Genomic DNA, 22643 nt, shown 5'->3' with positions numbered 1-22643 from the left:
GCATCAGATGAGTATTTTCAGTCACTATCAGGATCGTTACGCGACCACTCAGGAGGAAGAACTTACCATTCAAGAGTATCTCGATCTGTGCAAGGCAGATCCGGGGGTTTATGCCACTGCCGCAGAGCGGATGTTAATGGCCATTGGCGAACCCGAGCTGGTCGACACCTCTCTGGATTCGCGGCTTTCTCGTATTTTTTCCAACAAAATTATCAAGCGCTACAAAGCCTTCGAAGAATTCTATGGCATGGAAGAAGCCATCGAACAAATCGTGTCGTTTTTTAAACACGCGGCGCAGGGCTTGGAAGAGAAAAAACAAATACTCTACCTACTGGGCCCGGTGGGCGGCGGCAAGTCATCCCTGGCGGAAAAACTCAAATCCTTAATGGAAAATCAACCCATTTATTGCATCAAAGGTTCGCCGGTTTTCGAAAGCCCCTTGGGCCTGTTTGATCCAGAAGAAGATGGCGAGATTCTGCGCGAAGACTTCGGTATTCCTTCTCGTTATATCAAAACCATTATGTCGCCTTGGGCCGTTAAGCGCCTGCATGAATTCCGCGGCGACATTAGTAAATTTAAAGTAGTAAAAGTTTACCCCTCCACCCTAGACCAAGTAGCCATTTCAAAAACCGAGCCCGGTGACGAAAACAACCAAGATATTTCTTCTTTGGTGGGCAAAGTGGATATTCGCCGCTTGGAAGAATTCCCACAAAACGATCCCGATGCCTACAGTTTCTCCGGCGGTCTGTGCCGAGCCAACCAGGGCATCATGGAATTTGTGGAGATGTTTAAAGCGCCCATCAAAGTACTGCACCCTCTGCTCACCGCTACCCAAGAGGGCAACTACAACAGTACAGAAGGCCTGGGCGCCATCCCCTACGAAGGTGTTATCCTGGCTCACTCAAACGAAAGCGAGTGGCAGAGTTTTAAAACTAACAAAAACAACGAAGCATTCATTGACCGGGTTTACATCGTTAAAGTCCCGTATTGTTTGCGCGTATCGGAAGAAATAAAAATTTACGAGAAACTGCTTGAGCACTCCTCGTTGAGTCAGTCACCCTGCGCGCCGGACACCCTCAAAATGCTGGCGCAGTTCAGTGTTTTGTCGCGCATAAAAATGCCGGAAAACTCCAATGTATTTTCCAAAATGCGCATTTACAACGGTGAAAACCTGAAAGACACCGACCCCAAAGCCAAATCTTTACAAGAATACAAAGACAACGCCGGGGTAGACGAAGGCATGGCGGGACTTTCAACTCGCTTTGCATTCAAGATTTTATCCAAGGTTTTCAACTTCGATCCCACCGAAGTTGCCGCCAATCCAGTGCACTTGTTGTACGTACTGGAGCAACAAATTGAACAGGAACAATACCAGCAAGAAGTTCAGGACCGCTACGTCGGTTACATCAAAGAGTACCTCGCGCCCAAGTACGTCGAGTTTATCGGTAAAGAGATTCAAACCGCGTATTTAGAGTCCTACGCCGAGTATGGCCAAAATATCTTTGACCGGTACGTGACCTACGCCGACTTCTGGATTCAGGACCAAGAGTACCGAGACCCAGAAACCGGCGAGATACTAGACCGTGCTTCTCTCAACGAAGAACTGGAAAAAATCGAAAAACCGGCAGGCATAAGCAATCCGAAAGACTTCCGCAACGAAGTTGTTAACTTTGTGTTAAGGGCCCGTGCGAACAATAACGGGAAGAACCCCGCCTGGAATAGCTACGAAAAACTGCGCACAGTAATAGAGAAGAAAATGTTCTCTAATACTGAAGATTTATTGCCAGTTATCTCTTTTAATGCCAAAGCGTCTAACGACGACAAAAAGAAACACCAAGATTTTGTCGTCCGCATGACTGAGCGCGGCTATACAGAAAAACAAGTTCGCCTGCTGTCTGAATGGTACCTCCGCGTGCGCAAATCTCAGTAACGTGGCACAGCCAATAACGGCAACCAACTGAGGAGTTTGGATGAGTTACATCATAGACCGGCGCCTAAACGCCAAAAACAAGTCCATGGTGAACCGGCAACGATTTTTGCGACGCTATCGGCAGCATATCAAGAAAGCGGTTTCAGAGGCAGTTACCAAGCGTTCCATCACCGACATGGAAAACGGTGAGCAAATAAGCATACCCACCAAGGATATATCCGAGCCGGTGTTTCACCACGGCCAAGGAGGGTATCAGGAGCGCGTACTGCCCGGTAATGATCAGTTTGTCGCGGGCGACCGTGTACCCCGACCACCCGGTGGAGGCGGCGGCGACGGAGCCGGCGAAGGCAATGCCAGTGACCAGGGCGAGGGCATAGACGATTTCGTCTTTCAAATAACACAGGACGAATTTCTCGACTTTATGTTCGAGGATTTAGAACTGCCCAATCTAGTGAAGCGCCAACTGTCGGGTAACGAGGAATTTAAAACCCGTCGGGCGGGGGTGTCCAACCAGGGCTCCCCCGGCCAAATCAACATTGTGCGTTCGTTGCGTTCAGCCAATGCTCGGCGCATTGCACTGACCGGTGGCAAACGCAGAAAAATTAAGGCACTGGAAGAAGAACTCGAAAAACTCGAGGCTATGGATCCAGCGCTCAAAGACCACAAACGTATCGAAGCGGTGTTAACGGAGATTGCCGCCCTGCGTGGCGCCATTCAAAAGGTACCGTGGCTCGACGACTTCGACATCAAATACAACCTGCAAGTGAAATACCCGGTGCCACACAGCAAAGCGGTAATGTTTTGCCTAATGGACGTCTCCGGCTCCATGAGCCAAGCCACCAAAGACATGGCCAAACGGTTTTTCATTTTGCTGTATTTGTTTTTGCAGCGTAATTACGAGCGCACCGAGGTCGTGTTTATACGCCACCACACCAGCGCCAAAGAGGTAGAGGAAGAAGAGTTCTTTTATTCCCGTGAAACCGGGGGCACCATTGTATCCAGCGCTCTGTACATGATGAAAGACATCCTGGAAGAGCGTTACCCCACCAGCGAGTGGAACGTATACGGCGCCCAAGCTTCGGATGGCGACAACTGGAATGACGACTCCACCACCTGTTCTACCTTGTTGATCAAAGACATATTGCCGAAACTGCAATATTACTCGTACATCGAAATCACCCCGCGCCAGCATCAAGCGCTGTGGGAGGAATACGAAACCGTGGCAGAGGCCTTTCCGGATCGATTTGCCATGCAGCAGATCATTGATCTAACGGACATCTACCCGGTATTTCGAGAACTATTTCAGAAGAAGACAGCATGAGCCAGAATCCCATCTCGACCTCGTCCGAATGGACGTTCGAGCTGATCGAAACCTACGACAAAGAGATAGGCGCCATCGCCAAAGAATTTGGCTTGGACACCTACCCCAACCAGATCGAGATCATCAGCTCAGAGCAAATGATGGACGCCTACTCATCGGTAGGCATGCCCATCGGTTACAACCACTGGAGCTACGGCAAGCAATTTTTAAACACCGAGCGCTCCTATACGCGTGGCCAAATGGGCTTGGCCTACGAGATCGTTATCAACTCATCGCCGTGTATTGCTTACCTCATGGAAGAAAACACCATGACCATGCAAGCCCTGGTGATTGCCCACGCCAGCTACGGCCACAATTCGTTTTTTAAAGGCAACTACCTATTCCGTGCCTGGACCGATGCCGAGTCCATCATCGATTACTTGGTTTTTGCAAAAAATTACGTCGCCAAGTGCGAAGAACGCCACGGCATCAATGCAGTGGAACAACTGCTGGATTCCTGCCACGCCATTATGAATTACGGCGTCGATCGCTATCAGCGCCCCACCCCCATCTCCAATGCCGAGGAACAGTTCCGACAGAAAGAGCGGGCTGAGTATTTACAACGCCAGGTTAACGACCTATGGCGCACCATCCCTATCAGCGAGGCCAGTACCGCCACCAAAGAAGAGTTTTTGTTCCCGTCGGAGCCCCAGGAGAACCTGCTCTATTTCTTTGAGAAAAACGCTCCTCTGCTGGAGCCCTGGCAGCGAGAAATCGTCCGCATCGTGCGTAAGGTAGCGCAGTATTTTTATCCTCAACGCCAAACCCAGGTAATGAACGAAGGCTGGGCCACTTTTTGGCACTACACCTTGCTGAATACCCTCTACGACCGCGGTAAGCTGTCCGACGGCTTTATGATGGAGTTTTTACAGTCACATTCCAGTGTGGTTTACCAACCACCCTACAACAGCAAGTATTACTCCGGTATCAACCCATACACCCTGGGATTCAACATCTTTACAGACCTGCGCAGAATTTGTGAAAACCCCACCGCCGAGGACCGCGATTGGTTCCCCGATATCGCCGGCAGCAACTGGGTAGAGACGCTGCATTTCGCCATGCGCAACTTCAAAGATGAGAGTTTTATTTTGCAGTACTTATCGCCCAAAGTAATGCGCGATATGAAACTGTTCAATATCGTCGACGATAACCTAGAGAGCGATATTTTGATTGGCGCCATTCACGATTACGACGGCTACCAACGCATAAGAGAGTCACTGGCTGGCCAATACAATCTGGGCAACCGCGAGCCAAACATCCAGGTGAAAAAGGTCAACGTGCGTGGCGACCGCTCCATTACCCTAGAACACACCCGCCACAATCGTATGCCCCTGGGCGAATCGGCGGACGAAGTGCTGCGCCACGTGCACCGCATATGGGGATTTGATGTGCATTTGGTATCCACCGACGACGGCGTTGTATGTGAGAGCTACCATTGCCCGCCCAACGCCGAAGAACTGTTTTAAGCTGACCTGGATCAACCAGCCGGTTGAAACCCACCGGTAAACGCAGATTACGATGCCGTCCTAGGACGGCATCAGGGCTTCCACCGCTTGCAGCAGCTCTTCGTTTTGAAAGGGCTTACGCAGTATGGCGTCCGCACCGGCAGATTGCGCCTTAGCCAAGCCCTCTTCCGTATCGGCAGAAACCACCAAAATTTTTAGATTCTTGTAGTCTTCGTGGTTGCGCACGTATTCCAAAACACCGTAGCCATCCAGGCCAGGCATCTTTAAATCCAGCGTCATAATGGCTGGCTTGCTAGCGGCCAATTGCGCGCCAGCGGCAAAGCCATCGTGCGCCACCTCCACGGTGAACCCTTCTCTTAGCAATACTCTGCCAATGGCCGAGGCCATCTCTCGGTTGTCTTCAACAATCAACACCGAGCGCGTGGCGGGCAAAAACTCATCCGGAATGGGCAGGTCATTTTCCTGCAAAAACACCACAAAATCTTCAACTCGTATTCGGTGATCGCCACGGCCAGGCAACTTATACGCCTTTAACTTGCCGCGTTCGATCCATCGAATAATGGTACGAAAGTTAACCCCGCAGAACTTCGCTGCTTCTCCCGTGGTTAAGACCCGTACTTCTGTCATGCCAGCTCCCCTCGTCTTCAGTCGGCACTCTTGTTTAGATCAACCTAAATAAAGCCACCTAAATGCACTTACAAAAATTCGTTACCGGCAATCTAACCACTGTCGCCGTTGTTATTTTTATCACCCAGACATAAAAAAACGATCCAAAGGATAGGAACCGCAATAAAGAGTAGCCACACCGAGTATACGCCCCGCCTGATAACGGCAAACTATAACCCGGCGCCCGAGTCATTTGTACAAGTTTTAAGAATTCCGTGCGTCCTACTCGATGCAAAGATCGTGTTGACAGTTTAGACAGGTTTCTTAATAATACGCGCCCTCATATTCTAATCAGTAAGTACTTACTTACACGCTTGCTACATTAGCAACCCAACCCTAAGACCCTTTCCCCTCCGCTGTATCGAGGGGCTTTTTTTAGGGTCACACTCAACCAACAGACTCCACCTTTAACCACACAAGCCCGTGGTCTAATCTGCTCTTTATTGGGTATACTGCTTTGCAACATAGGGAAATGCATTTTCTACAGAGCAACGCGCTCTATTAATTTCAATTTGCGTGGAAGATTGAAAACCGACCCTATGAATATGCCGCTAGCGTATAACCCCAGAATTCTCCTAACCGACGACAACGCCGTTAACCTCAAGCTTTTGCGCGCTCACCTAGGCCAGCAATACCACCTATTGCTTGAGGCCGCCTCCGGCGACGAATGCCTAGCAACATTAAATCGACAGAACGTAGACCTGCTACTGCTGGATATGAACATGCCAGGGGTTTCCGGTTTCGATGTTCTTCAAAGCATCCCCAAGCTTGCAAAAGCAGCCCGACCCAGAGTGATGATTGTATCCGCAGACCACAGCCCAGAAACCGTAGCCAAAGCGTTTAAAGCCGGCGCGGATGATTATCTGGCCACGCCCTATAGCCAAGAGGAGTTACTGGCTAGAGTGCAAACCCAGCTAGCGCTAAAACGCCGGTCGCAATACCTGGAAGACCTGGTAGCAGTAAGAACACGGGAGCTAAGCGACACCAACCAGCGGCTACAGCAAACCCTGCATCAGCTGCTACAAGCCGAAAAGATGGCCTCGCTGGGGCAGCTGTCTGCAGGCATCGCCCACGAGATCAACAACCCCATCGCCTACATTAATTCCAACCTACAGATGTTGGCCAACTACTGTGGCGACTTCGAACAATTAGCCCAGGCTTATATGGGCATACCCGAAAACTTCAGCGATGACCCGCGCTGGCTACAAGCCAAAGAGCTGGAGAACAAAAACAATTTTCGCTTTTTGTTTGGCGATGCTAAACAGCTATTGCAGGAATCTCTAACCGGCGTTACTCGAGTAACACAAATCGTGCACGACTTACGCGTATTCTCCCACCCAGAGCAACAATCTTGGCAAACCGTAGGCATTAATGCCTGCATTGAATCTGCGTTAAACATTGCCAACAACGAAATTAAATACAAAGCCAACGTCATTAAAAACTATGGAGAGATACCTGCTATCCAATGCGTTGTACCGCAAATTAACCAAGTACTGGTTAACTTACTGGTCAATGCAGCCCAAGCCATCGACGACTTTGGCGAAATAAAAATCACCACCTCGCATACGGTTAATAACCAAGCCATTATCGAAATCGAAGACAACGGCCAAGGCATTGCTAACCTAAACCTGGATAAAATTTACGACCCCTTCTTCACCACCAAACCCGTGGGTGAAGGCACTGGCCTGGGGTTGTCTGTTTCCTACGGAATTATCCAAAGCCACAACGGCAGCATCGCAGTGGAAACCGACGAGGGCAAGGGCAGCAAATTTATTATTACACTGCCCATTAAGCAAAAAGAAAAATCACCCAGCCCTGCACAATCGGCGCATTAAACGTTTGGCTCAACGTGAGCCAAACCTTTAGCGCGCCGACGCACCTTAAGCACACCGCTGTAAACACCTAAGCCAAGCAATAAAATGGCAGCCCCGGTGAGAAATATAATATTAACCACCTCACCCTTAAATAAAAAACCCCACCCCATGGCCAGCACCGGCGACAACATGCTAATCAATGATACCGAGCTTGCCGTTAGATTTTTTAATAAATAAAAATAGCCACTAAAGCCAACCACAGACCCCACCACGGCCAAATACAGCAAGGCCAGACTTGGCTGCCAATTAACCGCACTGGGCACACTGCCATCCACCACCAACCACGTCACCAACAAACCGGGTAAAGCAAACAGCATAGAGCCACCAGCTTGCTGTAAGGGGCTGGTATGAGCATTGTATTTTTTCAACAACACCGCGCTGCATGAGAAAAAGAATGTGGAGGCAATCAACACCAAAATACCGTACACCGTTTGCATGCCAAACTGCATTTGATCCAAAAAAATAATCGCCATACCCACAAAGGCAACGCACACACCAGCCACCTTTCGGGCACCCATGGCTTCGCCCAACACAAACCAGGAAAGGCCACCGACAAAAAACGGCGATGACGAAAACATCAGCGATACCAAACCCGTGGGCACAAATTGAGTAGCCCAATACACCAACGGCATAGCAGGAAAAATACCGATACTGGCCAATGCGCCCACGCGCCAATCGTTACGGCTGGCCAAGAGCTTGCGTTTGCCAATAGCCAACAGCAGCCACACCAACACCACACCAATGGCCATGCGCAACAAAACGGATAACGAAAAGCCAAAATCAGCATTACTAAAGAAAATGGCTAACGGTGTGGTAGACCAAATTAAAACCACCACGGCATACACTAACGCAATTGGCACAACCCCTTCTCCCTAAAGTGAGTGCGTAAAAACAAAAAAGCCGCAGACTGTGCTGCGGCTTTTAGGACATTAATTTGGTGCAGTATTTAAAGCACCAATGCATAACCCAGCCGCGGCTCGTCATAGACGACCGGCAGTTTGCGCCAAATACGTTTGGCAATGTGGCAGGGCATAATATTCATATTATCGTGACTACTGTAAATCGCTGATTAAAAGGTCATTAAAAATGAAACAGTGGCAAGACATAACTCCGGCGACAGCCATGAAAATATGGGGCGCAGTTTTGCCAGGAACTTTATACAGGAACTTTATACAGGAACTTCGAAAGACAAATACAGATTTCGAAAGACGGTGAAAATTCCACCGCCCTGAGTGTGGTGCTTTTTGTAAGCCAGGTCAACCACAGCGCAGGACATTCAGAAAAAAATTGACCAAAATGTGAGGTTTTAGCGGCTTAAAGGGTTACTTGCTCGCGTAATCGCCAGCGCTGCGCTCTATTTCGATACCCACCTGGCGGGCGGCGGTAATGGTGGTGGTTTTGCCAACCGCCAGTTTCAACCACGGCACATTAAATTGCTGTATTAAAATGCGCGCCAAATCGTCGCTAAAAGATTCCAGCAAAATATGCTGGTGCTCGCGGCAAAACCGATGAACCCGCTCCACCACTTCGGCGTAATTGAGGGTGTACTGTAAATCGCCGGTGGCCGCTGCCTTGCGCATATCCCAGCCCAACTCCAGGTTAATTACCATGGGCTGTTTAACTTGTTGCTCCCAAGGGTAAAGGCCTATTAGGGTTTCAACGTTAAGATCTTGTATAAAAACTTTGTCCACAAATGGTTCTTTTTTGCAGTAAATAAATAATCGGTTTTCAATCCAGAGCCATCGGCGCCGGTTGGACAATCACTAAAGCGCGGGCAGGATTGTCATGTCCCAGCGGGGGTGCACGGCTACCGATAGCGGCTCCCGCTGGCCATGCAATAAACGCTGGGCACCGGCATAGGCAATCATGGCGCCATTGTCCGTACAGAATTCGTGGCGAGCATAATACACCTGCGCCCCAATTTTCTGCAGTTGAATTTCCAACTCCTCCCGCAACCGGGTGTTGGCCGAAACACCACCGGCAATAATCAGAGTTTTATGCCCGGTTTGCTGCAAAGCTCTGCGGCATTTAATCGCCAGGGTTTGCACCACCGCCTCTTGAAACGCGTGGGCAATATCGGCGCAGGTTTGCTCGTCGGGCAGGCCATCTTCCAAGGCGTGCTCGGCCACGGTATTGAGGGTGTAGGTTTTTAAACCACTAAAACTAAATTCCAGGCCGGGCCGATCCACCATAGGCCGAGGGAATACAAACCGGCCAGGCCGCCCCTGCTCAGCGAGCTTGGCCACCAGTGGACCACCGGGGTAATCCAAATCCAGCATTTTGGCCGCCTTATCAAAGGCTTCGCCGGCGGCGTCGTCTAAGGATTCGCCCAACACCTGGTATTGCCCTAAGCCTTGCACATCTACCAACTGGGTATGGCCGCCGGACACCAACAGCGCCACAAACGGAAATGCCGGTGGGTTATCCTCCAGCATAGGGGCCAGCAGGTGGCCTTCCATATGGTGCACACCCAAAGCCTGAACCCCCCAAGCGTAGGCCAACGAACGGGCAAAACAGGCGCCTACCATCAAGGCGCCAATCAAGCCGGGCCCCGCCGTATAGGCAATGGCATCAATTTGGTCGGGGCGGGTTTCAGCTTTAGCCAAGGTCTCGTTCACCAGCGGCAGCAATTTACGCACGTGATCGCGGGAAGCCAACTCCGGTACCACACCGCCGTATTCAGCATGCAGCTTAGCCTGGCTGTACAAGCTGTGCGCCAGCAGGCCGTGCTTGGTGTCAAACACCGCTACACCAGTCTCATCACAGGAGGTTTCGATTCCAAGTACACGCATAACGATAGATAAACCACGTTGTTGGGCAGGAACGAAGCCCGCCTAGATAGAACATTACTTATATAAAGAAGATAGAATCCGGTGCCAGCCCAAACCTTTTCGGCAGGCAGCTACCCTTGCCGGGGCCCATGTTATGGCAAGGGCCTTTCTACCTACCTCGCGTCACAACTTAAGAGCGGCGACATGATAATTGCGCATCTGCCCTACGGCCAGCGCTTTTCGGCGGCATAGCGCCCAATGGCAAGATTGATAAAATTTAAGCTTGCGCACCGACTGCCCAGCGTTTAAACTCTGCGCCCCTTTAAATGGTCATTTAGCGAGCAATCATACTGAGCATCGCCGACCAAACTAGTTAAATCGACAATAGGTAGCTCTATGCCTTCAGTAAAGATCAAAGAAAACGAGCCATTTGACGTTGCTTTGCGCCGCTTCAAGCGCTCTTGCGAAAAGGCCGGCATCCTGGCCGAAGTACGTCGTCGCGAGCACTACGAAAAACCCACCACTGTTCGTAAGCGTCAAGCCGCTGCCGCTGTTAAGCGTCACGCTAAAAAGGTACAACGCGAAAGCCGTAAATTTCAGCGTCTTTACTAAGCGATATAACCATCGCTGCCGGGCCCCGCTGCGCGCGCTAATGCCGCCTGGCAACCAAGGTGCCGGCCTACCAAGCCTCAGCCGCCGATGTCTTTAACCCACGCGTTATAACATAGGTGCTCTGAGGCTTTGGCATCTCTAGACGTCACGGGTGTAATAATCACCCTCGCCCACCGATTGAACAGACCGGAGCTGAGATGACCGCAGAACTTTACACCAGCGTTAAAAACGCCGTTAAAGCCGCCATGCGCGCTAAAGATAAAGAGCGCCTAGCCACCTTGCGCATGATCACCGCGGAGTTTAAACGCATTGAGGTTGACGAGCGCATTGAGCTCGATGACGCTCGTATTCTGGCCGTGCTGGATAAAATGACCAAGCAGCGGCGCGACTCCTACCAGCAATACATTGACGCCGGCCGCGAAGATTTGGCCGCACAAGAACAGCTGGAAATCGACATCATTGCCGACTTTTTACCCCAAGCATTAACCGAAGACGAAATTAAAGCCCTAGTGACTGCCGCTGTGGCGCAATCCGGTGCCGAATCCACCCGCGACATGGGTAAGGTTATGGCCATCGTTAAGCCCCAGGTACAAGGCCGTGCCGATATGGGCGAAGTCAGTAAATTAGTTAAACAACAATTGGGCTAATTGTGCGGGCATTGGCTCCGCGCGTTGCGCTTTAATGCCGGGCACACCATGAGTGGACGCATACCGCAGTCTTTTATCGATGACCTACTCGACCGATTGGATATCGTCGATATTGTGGATTCGCGGGTAAAGCTTAAGCGCACCGGTAAAAATTACGCAGCGTGCTGCCCGTTTCACGATGAAAAAACACCCTCATTTACCGTAAGCCAAGACAAACAGTTTTACTACTGCTTTGGCTGCGGCGCCAGTGGCAACGCTTTGGGCTTTGTGATGGATTACGACCGCACAAGCTTTAGAGAAGCCATTGAGGGGCTGGCCAAAATGGCCGGCGTTAACATCCCGCAAGAGACCGAAAAGTCCACTGCGGCGCAGGCGGCAGAACGACGCCGTAAACAGATTTACCAAGCTTTGGATCAAGCCAGCGTCTTTTTCCAAACGCAGTTGCGACGACACCCGGCCCGGGGCGAAGCCGCCAACTACCTGCGTAAACGTGGCCTCAGCGCAGAAGTGGTAAAAGATTTTAACCTGGGCCTAGCACCACCGGGCTGGGACGGACTGCTCAAAGCCCTGGCTGAGAAAAACAACGGTTTAACCAGCGAGCAAATATTTAAGCTGGCCGAAGATGCCGGCCTAGCCATCGAAAACCCAGAGAGTAAGCGCCGGTACGATCGCTTCCGACACCGCATCATGTTCCCCATTCAGGACATACGCGGCCGTGTTATTGGGTTTGGTGGCCGCATGCTGGAAGAAAACAGCGGCAAAAAGCAGCCCAAATACCTCAACTCACCGGAGACACCGGTGTTTTACAAGGGTAAGGAGCTGTACGGGCTGTGGGCAGCAAAACAAAAGCACAGCCAAGTCCAACGCCTGCTGGTCGTTGAGGGCTATATGGATGTGGTGGCACTGGCCCAATTTGGCATCCATTACGGCGTGGCCACACTGGGTACCGCCTGCGGCGAAGACCACCTCAAGCTGGCCTTTAAACACACCAGCGAAGTGGTGTTTTGCTTTGATGGCGACCGGGCCGGCCGATCCGCTGCCCGCAGAGCGCTGGAAAACAGCCTACCGGTGATGACCGATGGCCGAGCGGTGAAGTTTTTGTTTTTGCCCGAAGGCGAAGACCCGGACACCCTGGTGCGGCAAATCGGCGCTGAACGCTTTAGCGATTTAATCGATAGAGCCGTTCCACTAGAGGACTTTTTGTTCGACAGCGCCGCCGAAGGCCTGAACATCAACTCCATGGAGGGCATGGCGCACATGAGTAAGCGCGCCGCGCCACTGATCAACAAGCTGCCCAGCGGTGTTTACCGCGAACTGATGTTCAGCCTGTTGGCCAAACGCACAGATTTGAGCCTGGACACCATACGGGATTTAACCGAGCTGCCCCCGGAGCCAGCCCCCGTCGTCAGCCCGGCACCGGCCCAGCCGGCCAACAACGAGTACGCCGAGCAACCTCGGTCTGCGGCCTATCTACCGCAACACACAAAAGCACCGAACCCGAGCTACGGCCCGGCTGCCAAAAGGGCACCAAAACCCCTGGCAGAAACACATAAGAGCCTATTTAAATTGACGCCTGAAAAACGCCTTAGTGCGCTGCTGCTGCAACATCCAGACCTCGCCAAGCAAGATATAAATTGGCGCAACTTCAGTGTGGATAGTCCCGATATAGCGCGTTTTAGAGACATCTTCGACCTGCTGCAGCAACGGCCGCACTACTCCATCAACCGGGTACTGGGCTACTGGCGAGCTACCCGCGGCGCCCAGGAAACCGAAGACCTTGCATCCCTGGTGGCCGAAGACATGCTGGCCAGCGCCGGCAGCCGTTTGGAATACGACGTGCAAGGGGAATTTAAAGACTGCCTCAACCAAGTTAACAAGCGCTTAACCGAGTATCGCCGCCAGGCCGACCTAAAGCGTCTGCAAGCCGCCACCATTGGCGAGCTAAGCAAAGAAGAGCGCAAACAACTGATAGAACAAATATTAGCCAACAAGCATCAAAATGACGCCCCGGCGCCCGATGAGAACAGCGGCCAGTAAGTCTCGCCGCAGCTCACGATCTAGGATTTAACCAGGAAACAACGACCGCCACCGGCCATACCTGAGTCAACGGCGGCACAAAAACGGAATTTCCAAGCTGTACAAGTACTTAACGGTGGTAACCGGTGGTTGATTTGTTCGCACCCGGCACCATATTCAAGCTATAATTGAGCGTTTACGCTTTTCGTAATCACTGGTTTTTTGCAAGGTTTAGAATGGCCGAAAATACCCAGCAACAATCACGCATTAAAGAACTTATCGCGCGCGGTAAGGAACAGGGCTACTTGACCTACTCTGAGGTCAACGACCACCTACCCGATGACATCTCTGATCCGGATCAGGTCGAAGAAATCATTCAGATGATCAACGACATGGGCATTAAGGTATATGAAACCGCGCCCGATGCCGATCAACTAATGATGACCGATGGCGAATCATCCACCGATGAAATCGCCGCCGCCGAGGCCGCTGCCGCCCTGGCCGCCGTGGAAACCGAGGCCGGCCGCACCACGGACCCTGTGCGCATGTATATGCGCGAGATGGGCACCGTAGAGCTGCTTACCCGCGAAGGCGAAATTGCCATTGCCAAGCGCATTGAAGAAGGCGTGCGCGAGCTGATGCACGCCCTATCTTTTTGGCCTGGCGCCGTTTCCAAAGTTCTCGACGAATACAGCCTGGTAGACAAAGAAGAGCGTCGCCTAGCAGACGTTATCAGCGGCTGGCTAGACCCAACCGAAGACGTGCCTCCGGCCGAAATCGTCAGCAGCACGGCTAAAAGCAAAGAGGAAGACAAGGACGACGACGATGACGACGACGACAGCTCCGATGATGATGATGAAGAAACCATATCCGGCGTAGACCCAGAAGAGGCCAAAGAGCGCTTCGGCCAGCTGACTGCGCAATTGGCCAAAGCCAACCAAGCCCTCGACAAGCACGGCCGCAACAGCAAAGAAGCCGGCAAAGAGCTAGAGGCCCTGGGCGACATCTTCAAATTCTTCAAACTGCCACCGCGCCAGTTCGACCCAATCTACCTATATGTGCGTGGCGTGCTAGAGAAAGTGCGCCGTGAAGAACGCGTTATCATGGCCCTGTGTGTGCGCAAAGGTAAAATGCCGCGCAAAACCTTTGTCAAGGAGTTCCCTGGTAACGAAACCATCGACTCCTGGATTCCGGACATCATCGCTAAAAAACGCGATTACGCCGAAACCCTGCGCCCGCTGGCCAACGATATCATGCGCTCACAGCGTAAATTGGCGCAACTTGAAGAAGAAACCGGCCTAGAACTGGCTTCCATCAAAGAAATCAACCGCCGTATGTCCATTGGTGAGGCTCGCGCCCGCCGCGCCAAAAAAGAAATGGTAGAGGCCAACCTGCGACTGGTGATTTCTATCGCCAAAAAGTACACCAACCGTGGTTTGCAGTTTCTGGATCTCATCCAAGAGGGCAACATCGGCCTAATGAAAGCGGTAGACAAGTTCGAATACCGCCGCGGTTACAAGTTCTCAACCTACGCCACTTGGTGGATTCGTCAGGCCATTACCCGCTCCATCGCGGATCAGGCCCGCACCATTCGTATTCCGGTGCACATGATAGAAACCATCAACAAGCTCAACCGTATCTCGCGGCAAATGCTGCAGGAGATGGGCCGCGAGCCCACCCCGGAAGAACTGGGCGAGCGCATGGAAATGCCAGAGGACAAGATCCGCAAGGTGCTAAAAATCGCCAAAGAGCCGATCTCCATGGAGACCCCAATCGGCGACGACGAAGACTCGCACTTGGGTGACTTTATCGAAGACGTGGGCGTCAGCTCACCCATCGATATGGCCACCGGCCAAGGCCTAACCGAAGCCACCCGCGAAGTACTGGCCGGCCTCACCGCCCGTGAAGCCAAAGTATTGCGCATGCGCTTCGGTATCGATATGAACACCGACCACACCCTAGAGGAAGTGGGCAAACAGTTCGACGTAACCCGCGAGCGGATTCGTCAAATTGAGGCCAAAGCCCTACGCAAACTGCGCCACCCATCGCGCTCGGATCACCTGCGTAGCTTCTTGGACGAGTAACGATAATTTAGCAAATTCGCAAATAGGCATTTGCAACCAATCGCGGCCGCACTATAATGCGGCCCTCCCCCGCACCAGCCAGACCACCGGCTGGTGTGAGGTCCTCAGGCTTGCCGCAGTAACAGGCAAGCCAGCTAGGAAAATGGGCCTTTAGCTCAGCTGGTTAGAGCACCCGACTCATAATCGGTAGGTCCACGGTTCAAGTCCGTGAAGGCCCACCATTTTCCTGCTATCCGCTATCCAACCATCCATAACACCAGCTAAGTCGCTGATTAGAGCACCCGACTCGACTCTTTATAAAACCAGGTAGGTCCACACTCGAAGTCCGTAAAGACCCACCACTTTCCTACCCCTAACACCACCAGCTATATCGCTGATTAGAGCACCCGACTCGACTCTATATAAGACCAGGTAGGTCCACGGTTCAAGTCCGTGAAGGCCCACCATTTTCCTACTCCTAACACCACCAGTGGTATTGAAACCATAATGTGGCCGCTTTGGCCAGGTTATGCTTCCATAGGTAAGCAGAATTGGCCGCATGCCAAATAGCAAAATCTTCTCGAAACAACCTCCTCTCAGCCCCTATTCACAACAACCTAAACCTGCGTCTGCGGTAGTGCCTGTACGGCATTGTCACACGCTCTTGCCCCCACTATTCCGCCGTGAGATATAAATTACGCGCGATTACGCATGGTTTGCGTAATTACGCATATGGCGCGTAACTCCGCGTAATTTAGAAATTCTTTATCCTATTTTTAAAAATCAGCCCCACATAATTCAATTTCAACTCACAAAATGCTAGGCAAATATCAAAGTCATGGTATGCTTCTTTGTTATTCTGATAACTTGATTACCAGCCAGAGGCACAGCCATGATCCGCTGCCATCTCGCCCGCATGATGGGCGAGCACAAGATGCGTATTGCCGACGTTGCCAGAGAAACGGGGTTAAGCCGTGCTACGGTGACCCTGCTTTATAAAGAGACGGCCCAGAAAGTGGATCTGGAAGCCATTGAGAAACTCTGCCTGCTGTTTGAGTGCCAGGTAGGTGACCTGCTAGAGCTGACACAACAATAGACAGGGAATGTTATGAAGTTTAATGAAGATACTCGCGTAAAAATTCCCACCATCCTTCATTTGATGCGACTCGGCTATCAGTACCTGTCACTGAAAGGCCAAAGTTGGGATCTGGGTACCAATATTTTCCCCGAGCTTTTCAACGCAGCGATTCTCAAAATCAACCCAGGCATTGAGCCCGATGATGTAAGTCGCCTGCTCGAAGATATTAAGTTGGAGCTCGACAACGAAGACCTTGGGCGAGCTTTCTTTGAGCGCCTGACAGACCGATCGAACACCAAGCTGATCGACTTTGAGAACTTCAACAACAACAGCTTTCACGTAGTCACTGAGCTGACGTGCCAAAATGGTGATGAGGAATTCCGCCCAGACATCACCTTATTGATTAATGGTATGCCGCTGGTCTTTATTGAGGTGAAAAAGCCCAATAACCGCGAAGGCATCCTGGCTGAGCGCGACCGCATCAACAAACGTTTTCAGAACCCGAAATTCAAGCGCTTCGCCAACATCACCCAATTCATGATCTTCTCCAACAATATGGAGTATGACGACGGCGATCCGGAACCCGTGCAAGGGGCTTTCTACGCAAGCAGCTCCTATCACAAGCCGGTATTCAACTACTTCCGGGAAGAAGAGATACTGAATCTCACGGCGTTGCTGAAGTCCGTTTCTGAGGAAGAAGAGCTAAGGGTACTGAAAGACAACAACCTGGAAGTCATTCGCAGCAACCCGGAGTTTCAGACCAATAAGCAGCCAGAACGTCCAACGAATAGTATCTGTACCTCCTTGGTTAGCCGTGATCGTCTGGCGTTCATCCTGCGTTATGCACTGGCCTATGTAGCTGAGACCGATGGCCTGCAAAAGCACATCATGCGCTACCCCCAGTTGTTTGCCACCAAAGCCATTGAACGCAAGCTTAATGAGGGCGTGAAGAAAGGCATCATCTGGCACACCCAGGGTAGTGGAAAAACGGCGCTAACCTATTACAACGTTCGTTTTCTGACGGACTATTTCCAAAAGCAACAGGTCATTCCCAAGTTCTACTTCATCGTGGACAGGCTTGACCTGCTACAGCAATCCCAGCGGGAATTCACAGCGCGCGGGCTAACGGTGCACACCATTAACTCCCGTGATGCCTTTGCCAAAGACATTAAGGCCACACAGGTGATTCACAACCATTCCGGCAAGCCGGAAATCACTGTGGTAAATATCCAGAAGTTTCAGGACGACCCGGATGTCATGTCGACCAAAGACTATGACATCAACATCCAGCGCATATTCGTTCTGGACGAAGCGCACCGAAGTTACAACCCGAAAGGCAGCTTTCTGGCCAATCTATATCAGTCCGATCCCAACGCCATCAAGATCGCGCTAACCGGCACGCCACTGATTGTTGACGAAGACACAGCCAGAAAGAACCCCGATTCCAAAGCCATCAGCTCCAAGCAGATCTTTGGCGACTATATCCACAAGTACTACTACAACGCCTCGATCGCCGATGGCTACACCCTGCGACTGATTCGAGAAGAGATCGCCACCAACTACAAGATGGTGCTGCAACAAGCCTTAGAAGAGGTAGAAGTCCAAATGGGGGATGTCGATCGCAAGCTCATCTATGCCCATCCGAGCTTTGTGGAGCCTATGCTGGATTACATCGTTACCGATTTTGAGAAAAGTCGCGGCGCGCTTAATGATGCCAGCATCGGCGGCATGGTCATTTGTGATAGTTCAGACCAGGCCAAAGAGATGTTCAAGCTCTTCGGTGAAAAATACGCAGAAAATGAGCTACCCGGTGCGGCTGTAAACGACGACAACAATCCGAGTTACGGCCTTCCGATGGTGGCGGAAGACTCCCCGGAATATAACGTTTCGGGCGCAGTACCCGGTAGTGAGCCAAGCGCCGATCACAAAAAATCCAACGGGAATAAAGTAACCAATGAAAGAAAGGTTAAAAGTGCAGCATTGATCCTGCACGACATCGGCACGAAAGAAGAACGCAAAGAATGGGTAGAAGACTTCAAAGCAGGCAAGATCGACTTCCTCTTTGTCTACAACATGCTGCTCACGGGCTTTGATGCCAAACGCCTGAAAAAGCTCTATCTCGGCCGGATAATCCGCAAACACAACCTGCTCCAGGCACTCACACGGGTCAACCGCACCTATAAGGACTTCCGCTACGGTTACGTGGTGGACTTTGCCGACATTCGCAAAGAATTCGATGCCACCAACAAAGCCTATTTCGATGAGCTGCAATCTGAGCTCGGCGATGAAATGGAGCACTACTCCAACCTGTTCAAATCACAGGAAGAGATCGCGGCAGAGATAGATCATATCAAAGACGTACTGTTCCGCTTTGATACCGACAACGCCGAGATCTTTACCGATCAAATCAGCCAGATTCAGGACCGCGAAACCGTATTGGCTCTGAAAAAGGCGCTGGAAAACGCCAAAAGCCTATACAACTTGATCCGCTTGCAAGGCGACTACGAGTTACTGGAACAGCTGGACTTTGCCAAGCTCAATATCCTCTATCGGGAAACCTGCAACCACCTCGATATGCTCAACCTGAAAGAGAGCATCGAACAAGGCACCGACACCGCCAACCTGCTTAATGTCGCCCTTGAAGATGTGGTGTTCCGCTTTATCAAGGTAGGCGAAGAAGAGCTGGTTTTGGCTGACCAGTTAAAGAACACCCTTCGCCAAACCCGCGAGGCCCTGGCCAGCAATTTTGATCAGCAGGACCCAAAATTTGTCAGCCTGAAAGAAGAGTTGGAAAGGCTGTTCAAGAAAAAGAACCTCAGCGAGGTCACGCAGGATGAAATGGTGGCCAATATTGACGCGCTCAATAAGATTCACGATCGCGTAAAAGAACTGAACCGCCAGAATAATCAACTGCGACAGAAGTACCTGGGCGATGCCAAATACACCCGTATTCACAAGCGCTTGCAGGAGCGCCATGAGAACAAGAGCGATATATCAGAGAACGAACGCAAGATTTTTGAAGCACTAACCGGCGTAAAACAAGACGCCGACGAGCAGGTGCTGAACAACAGCCAGATACTGGACAACGAAAGCTACTTTGAACGCCAGATGATGCCGCTAGTCATACGCCGTTTCAAAGGAGAACAAAACATACCACTCAACGCCGACGCATCAAGATTTATTAATCACCTGGTGGTCGCAGAGTACCTGAAAGAATTCAATACCGGCAGCCGAGCATGGTGATGCTTAGGTATGAGTGTCGGTAAATCATAAGAGCCGTAAGAAATGGTAGAGCTAGAATTTCAACAAAAGACCAAAGCGCTGATCGACAGCCTGAAGAACATCTGTGCCCACTATGGATTGGGCAATGATGGTAATGAATTCAAAATCATTACCCAGACCTTCTTGTACAAGTTTCTGAACGACAAGTTCGCCTATGAGGCGAAACAAATCGACGAGAAGGTCGCCAGCTCGGAGAAATGGGAAGAAGCCCTGGTCGCCATGAGCGAAGACGAGCTGGAAATGCTGCAACTGCAAATGGGGGGCGATACGGCTCGTTTAAAGCCTCATCATTTTATCAGCTACCTGTTCAGCCAGCAGAACGCGCCGGACTTTGCCAAGCTGTTTGACGACACCCTGCGTGACATTGCTCAAACCAATAACGACGTGTTTGCCGTAAAAACCGATGGCGGCGCCAAGGTAGTGCTGTTTGATCGCGTCAGTGAATACATTGCCGATGAATCCAAGCGCGATGCCTTCTGCCGTGCCATCATCAACAAGCTGGTGGAATTCAGCTTCGAGCGTATCTTCACGCAGAAATTCGATTTTTACGCCACCATCTTTGAATACCTGATCAAAGACTACAACAGCAATTCCGGTGGCAAATACGCCGAGTACTACACACCCCATGCGGTGGCGCGCATTATGGCAGCCATTCTGGTGCCTGCCGACCAGCAAGGCAAAGTGAAAAATGTCAGTTGCTACGACCCATCTGCCGGTTCCGGTACATTGTTAATGAACGTGGCCCACGCCATTGGCGAAAACCGTTGCAGCATCTACACCCAGGATATCTCGCAAAAGTCCTCCAATTTGCTGCGCCTCAACCTGATCCTCAACAATCTGGTGCACTCCATTCCCAATGTGATCCAGGGTAATACCGTATTACATCCGTATCACCGGGATGGAAAAGACCTGAAGAAGTTTGACTACATCGTTTCTAATCCACCGTTTAAGATGGATTTCAGCGACTTCCGCGATGAGCTGGACAGCAAAGAGAACAAAGAGCGCTTCTTTGCGGGTATCCCCAAGATTAAAGCCAAAGCCAAGGACAAGATGGAGATTTACCAATTGTTCTTGCAGCACATCATCCACTCGCTAAAACCGGGCGGCAAGGCGGCAGTAGTGGTGCCGACTGGCTTTATCACGGCACAATCGGGTATCGACAAAGGTATTCGCAAGTATTTAGTCGAGCACAAAATGCTGGCAGGTGTGGTTTCCATGCCATCCAACATTTTTGCTACCACCGGCACCAACGTCTCCATCCTGTTTATGGATGACAGCAACAAAGACAAGGTGGTACTGATTGACGCCTCTAACCTGGGCGAAAAAATCAAAGACGGCAAGAACCAGAAAACCGTACTGAGCGCGGATGAAGAACAACGCATTATCGACACCTTCAATGCCAAAGAAGCCGTGGAAGACTTTTCCGTTGCGGTCAGCTATGACGAGATTGAAGCCAAGAACTACTCACTAAGCGCAGGCCAGTATTTCGATGTCAAAATCGAGTATGTGGATATTACCCCGGAGCAGTTTGCGGAAAAAATGCAGGGCTTTACCAGCAATCTGGATAGCTTGTTTAGCCAGTCTCGTGAGTTGGAAACTGAGATTAAAAAACAGTTGACGGGGTTGAAGCATGAATAAACTCAAGAAGTATCGGTTTTGCGATCTATACACGATGTCTTCCGGGATATCGTCTACAAAAGACCAAGCTGGGCATGGTAGCCCATTTCTATCGTTCTCTGTGGTATTTAATAATTATTTCGTACCAGATGAACTGCCCGACTTGATGGCCACATCTGATAAAGAAAAAGAGACCTATTCAATAAAGAGCGGTGATATTTTTCTTACTCGAACCAGTGAAGTAGTTGATGAGCTCGCGATGAGCTGTGTAGCAATCAAGGATTACCCCGATGCATCATATAGTGGCTTTTTGAAACGTCTTCGGCCAACACAAACTGATATAACTTACTCAAAATTTATGGCTTTCTACTTAAGAAGCCCAATGTTCAGAAAAACCATGACAAACAACGCTGTCATGACGCTTAGAGCAAGCCTGAATGAGGCGATATTCTCATATTTGGATCTTCTGTTGCCCGAATATGATGACCAAGTGAAAGCAGGTGATCTTCTTTATCTTTTAGATGAAAAGATTGCACTCAACAACCGCATCAGCGCCGAACTGGAAGCCATGGCCAAAACCCTGTACGACTACTGGTTTGTACAGTTCGATTTTCCCGACGCCAACGGCAAACCATATAAAACCTCCGGCGGCAAAATGGTCTACAACCCAACCCTGAAGCGGGAAATACCGGAGGGGTGGTGCGATGCATCGCTAGTAGATATTGCGACATTTACAAACGGTATTGCTTGTCAGAAGTATTATCCCACTGGGGACGAACCAACTTACAAAGTAATCAAAATAAGAGAATTTAGTTCTGGATTCGATGACAGCTCGGAGTCCGTTCATCAAGGTGTTCCTGAGAAGGTCGTGGTATATGATGGCGACATTCTTTTCTCGTGGTCAGCAACTTTAGAAGTGCAGCTATGGACTGGTGGAACAGGAGCGTTAAATCAACACATATTCAAGGTTACATCGGATAGTTACCCAAAAACTTTCTATTACTTCGAAGTTTTGAAATACTTGGAGTATTTCAAAATGGTCGCGGAGCTTCGAAAAACCACAATGGGACATATAACCAAAGATCATCTTGTTGCAAGCCGAGTTAGCCTGCCTCCGAAAGAACTAATTCAAGCCATGGATGCCAAGCTCTCGCCGATACTCAGCAAGATTATTAGCAACAATCAACAAAATTCAGAGCTATCGAAACTCCGGGACTGGCTCCTCCCTATGTTAATGAACGGTCAGGTGACGGTAAAATAA

General features: G+C 50.6%; 16 protein-coding genes and 1 tRNA gene. 13 read left to right on the top strand and 4 right to left on the bottom strand.

Annotated elements, in window-relative coordinates:
* The first annotated feature begins 7 nt into the window (after nucleotides 1-7).
* The 3 genes from ACGHM3_RS04560 to ACGHM3_RS04550 are packed head-to-tail and all read left to right on the top strand — an operon-like array spanning nucleotide 8 to nucleotide 4756.
* Complete coding sequence (locus ACGHM3_RS04560; RefSeq protein ID WP_345427456.1) at nucleotides 8-1930, top strand: PrkA family serine protein kinase; 1923 nt, start codon at nucleotides 8-10, stop codon at nucleotides 1928-1930.
* A gap of 40 nt (nucleotides 1931-1970) precedes the next feature.
* The gene (locus ACGHM3_RS04555) at nucleotides 1971-3251 is read left to right on the top strand and encodes a YeaH/YhbH family protein (protein WP_345427458.1); all 1281 of its coding nucleotides are present in this window, start codon (nucleotides 1971-1973) and stop codon (nucleotides 3249-3251) included.
* Nucleotides 3248-4756 (top strand): SpoVR family protein, encoded by a 1509-nt coding sequence (locus ACGHM3_RS04550; protein WP_345427460.1) that lies wholly within the window; start codon nucleotides 3248-3250, stop codon nucleotides 4754-4756. The genes ACGHM3_RS04555 and ACGHM3_RS04550 overlap by 4 nt, the downstream gene beginning before the upstream one ends.
* 60 nt (nucleotides 4757-4816) lie before the next feature.
* Here the strand turns inward: ACGHM3_RS04550 and ACGHM3_RS04545 are convergent, their stop codons facing one another.
* On the bottom strand, nucleotides 4817-5383 hold the full coding sequence (locus tag ACGHM3_RS04545; protein ID WP_345427462.1) for a response regulator: 567 nt from the start codon (nucleotides 5381-5383) through the stop codon (nucleotides 4817-4819).
* A gap of 578 nt (nucleotides 5384-5961) precedes the next feature.
* On the opposite strand from ACGHM3_RS04545, the gene ACGHM3_RS04540 reads away from it, so the two are divergent.
* Complete coding sequence (locus ACGHM3_RS04540; RefSeq protein WP_345427464.1) at nucleotides 5962-7257, top strand: ATP-binding protein; 1296 nt, start codon at nucleotides 5962-5964, stop codon at nucleotides 7255-7257.
* Here the strand turns inward: ACGHM3_RS04540 and ACGHM3_RS04535 are convergent.
* From ACGHM3_RS04535 to tsaD, 3 genes are all read right to left on the bottom strand, one after another.
* On the bottom strand, nucleotides 7254-8156 hold the full coding sequence (locus ACGHM3_RS04535; protein ID WP_345427466.1) for a DMT family transporter: 903 nt from the start codon (nucleotides 8154-8156) through the stop codon (nucleotides 7254-7256). The two genes, ACGHM3_RS04540 and ACGHM3_RS04535, sit on opposite strands and share 4 nt — an antisense overlap.
* 462 nt (nucleotides 8157-8618) lie before the next feature.
* Entirely contained in the window at nucleotides 8619-8987 is a 369-nt protein-coding gene (gene folB / locus ACGHM3_RS04530) for a dihydroneopterin aldolase (protein WP_345427468.1), read from the bottom strand.
* A 72-nt stretch (nucleotides 8988-9059) separates the two neighbouring features.
* On the bottom strand, nucleotides 9060-10088 hold the full coding sequence (gene tsaD, locus ACGHM3_RS04525; RefSeq protein WP_345427470.1) for a tRNA (adenosine(37)-N6)-threonylcarbamoyltransferase complex transferase subunit TsaD: 1029 nt from the start codon (nucleotides 10086-10088) through the stop codon (nucleotides 9060-9062).
* A gap of 375 nt (nucleotides 10089-10463) precedes the next feature.
* Here tsaD and rpsU point away from each other — a divergent pair, with 375 nt between their 5' ends.
* The 9 genes from rpsU to ACGHM3_RS04480 all read left to right on the top strand — a co-directional run bounded on the left by rpsU (nucleotide 10464) and on the right by ACGHM3_RS04480 (nucleotide 22643).
* On the top strand, nucleotides 10464-10679 hold the full coding sequence (gene rpsU, locus ACGHM3_RS04520; protein ID WP_345427472.1) for a 30S ribosomal protein S21: 216 nt from the start codon (nucleotides 10464-10466) through the stop codon (nucleotides 10677-10679).
* 197 nt (nucleotides 10680-10876) lie between these two features.
* Complete coding sequence (locus ACGHM3_RS04515; protein WP_345427474.1) at nucleotides 10877-11326, top strand: GatB/YqeY domain-containing protein; 450 nt, start codon at nucleotides 10877-10879, stop codon at nucleotides 11324-11326.
* A gap of 48 nt (nucleotides 11327-11374) precedes the next feature.
* On the top strand, nucleotides 11375-13363 hold the full coding sequence (dnaG, locus tag ACGHM3_RS04510) for a DNA primase (protein ID WP_345427477.1): 1989 nt from the start codon (nucleotides 11375-11377) through the stop codon (nucleotides 13361-13363).
* A 215-nt stretch (nucleotides 13364-13578) separates the two neighbouring features.
* A complete protein-coding gene (rpoD, locus tag ACGHM3_RS04505) occupies nucleotides 13579-15426 on the top strand; it encodes an RNA polymerase sigma factor RpoD (protein WP_345427480.1) in 1848 nt (615 codons plus the stop codon).
* A gap of 144 nt (nucleotides 15427-15570) precedes the next feature.
* Nucleotides 15571-15647, top strand: a tRNA-Ile gene (locus ACGHM3_RS04500).
* A gap of 650 nt (nucleotides 15648-16297) precedes the next feature.
* Nucleotides 16298-16501 carry a helix-turn-helix transcriptional regulator gene (locus ACGHM3_RS04495; RefSeq protein WP_345427483.1) on the top strand — a complete coding sequence of 68 codons (204 nt, stop codon included), beginning with the start codon at nucleotides 16298-16300 and terminating at the stop codon, nucleotides 16499-16501.
* Between the two features lie 12 nt (nucleotides 16502-16513).
* Nucleotides 16514-19726 (top strand): type I restriction endonuclease, encoded by a 3213-nt coding sequence (locus ACGHM3_RS04490; RefSeq protein WP_345427485.1) that lies wholly within the window; start codon nucleotides 16514-16516, stop codon nucleotides 19724-19726.
* A gap of 42 nt (nucleotides 19727-19768) precedes the next feature.
* A complete protein-coding gene (locus ACGHM3_RS04485) occupies nucleotides 19769-21403 on the top strand; it encodes a class I SAM-dependent DNA methyltransferase (protein WP_345427487.1) in 1635 nt (544 codons plus the stop codon).
* On the top strand, nucleotides 21396-22643 hold the full coding sequence (locus tag ACGHM3_RS04480) for a restriction endonuclease subunit S (RefSeq protein WP_345427490.1): 1248 nt from the start codon (nucleotides 21396-21398) through the stop codon (nucleotides 22641-22643). The genes ACGHM3_RS04485 and ACGHM3_RS04480 overlap by 8 nt, the downstream gene beginning before the upstream one ends.

This window comes from Halioxenophilus aromaticivorans, from assembly GCF_042850945.1.
Taxonomy (GTDB): Bacteria; Pseudomonadota; Gammaproteobacteria; order Pseudomonadales; family Cellvibrionaceae; genus Halioxenophilus; species Halioxenophilus aromaticivorans.
The sequence above is the reverse complement of the archived record's forward strand: the minus strand, read 5'-3'. Positions and strand labels throughout refer to the sequence as shown.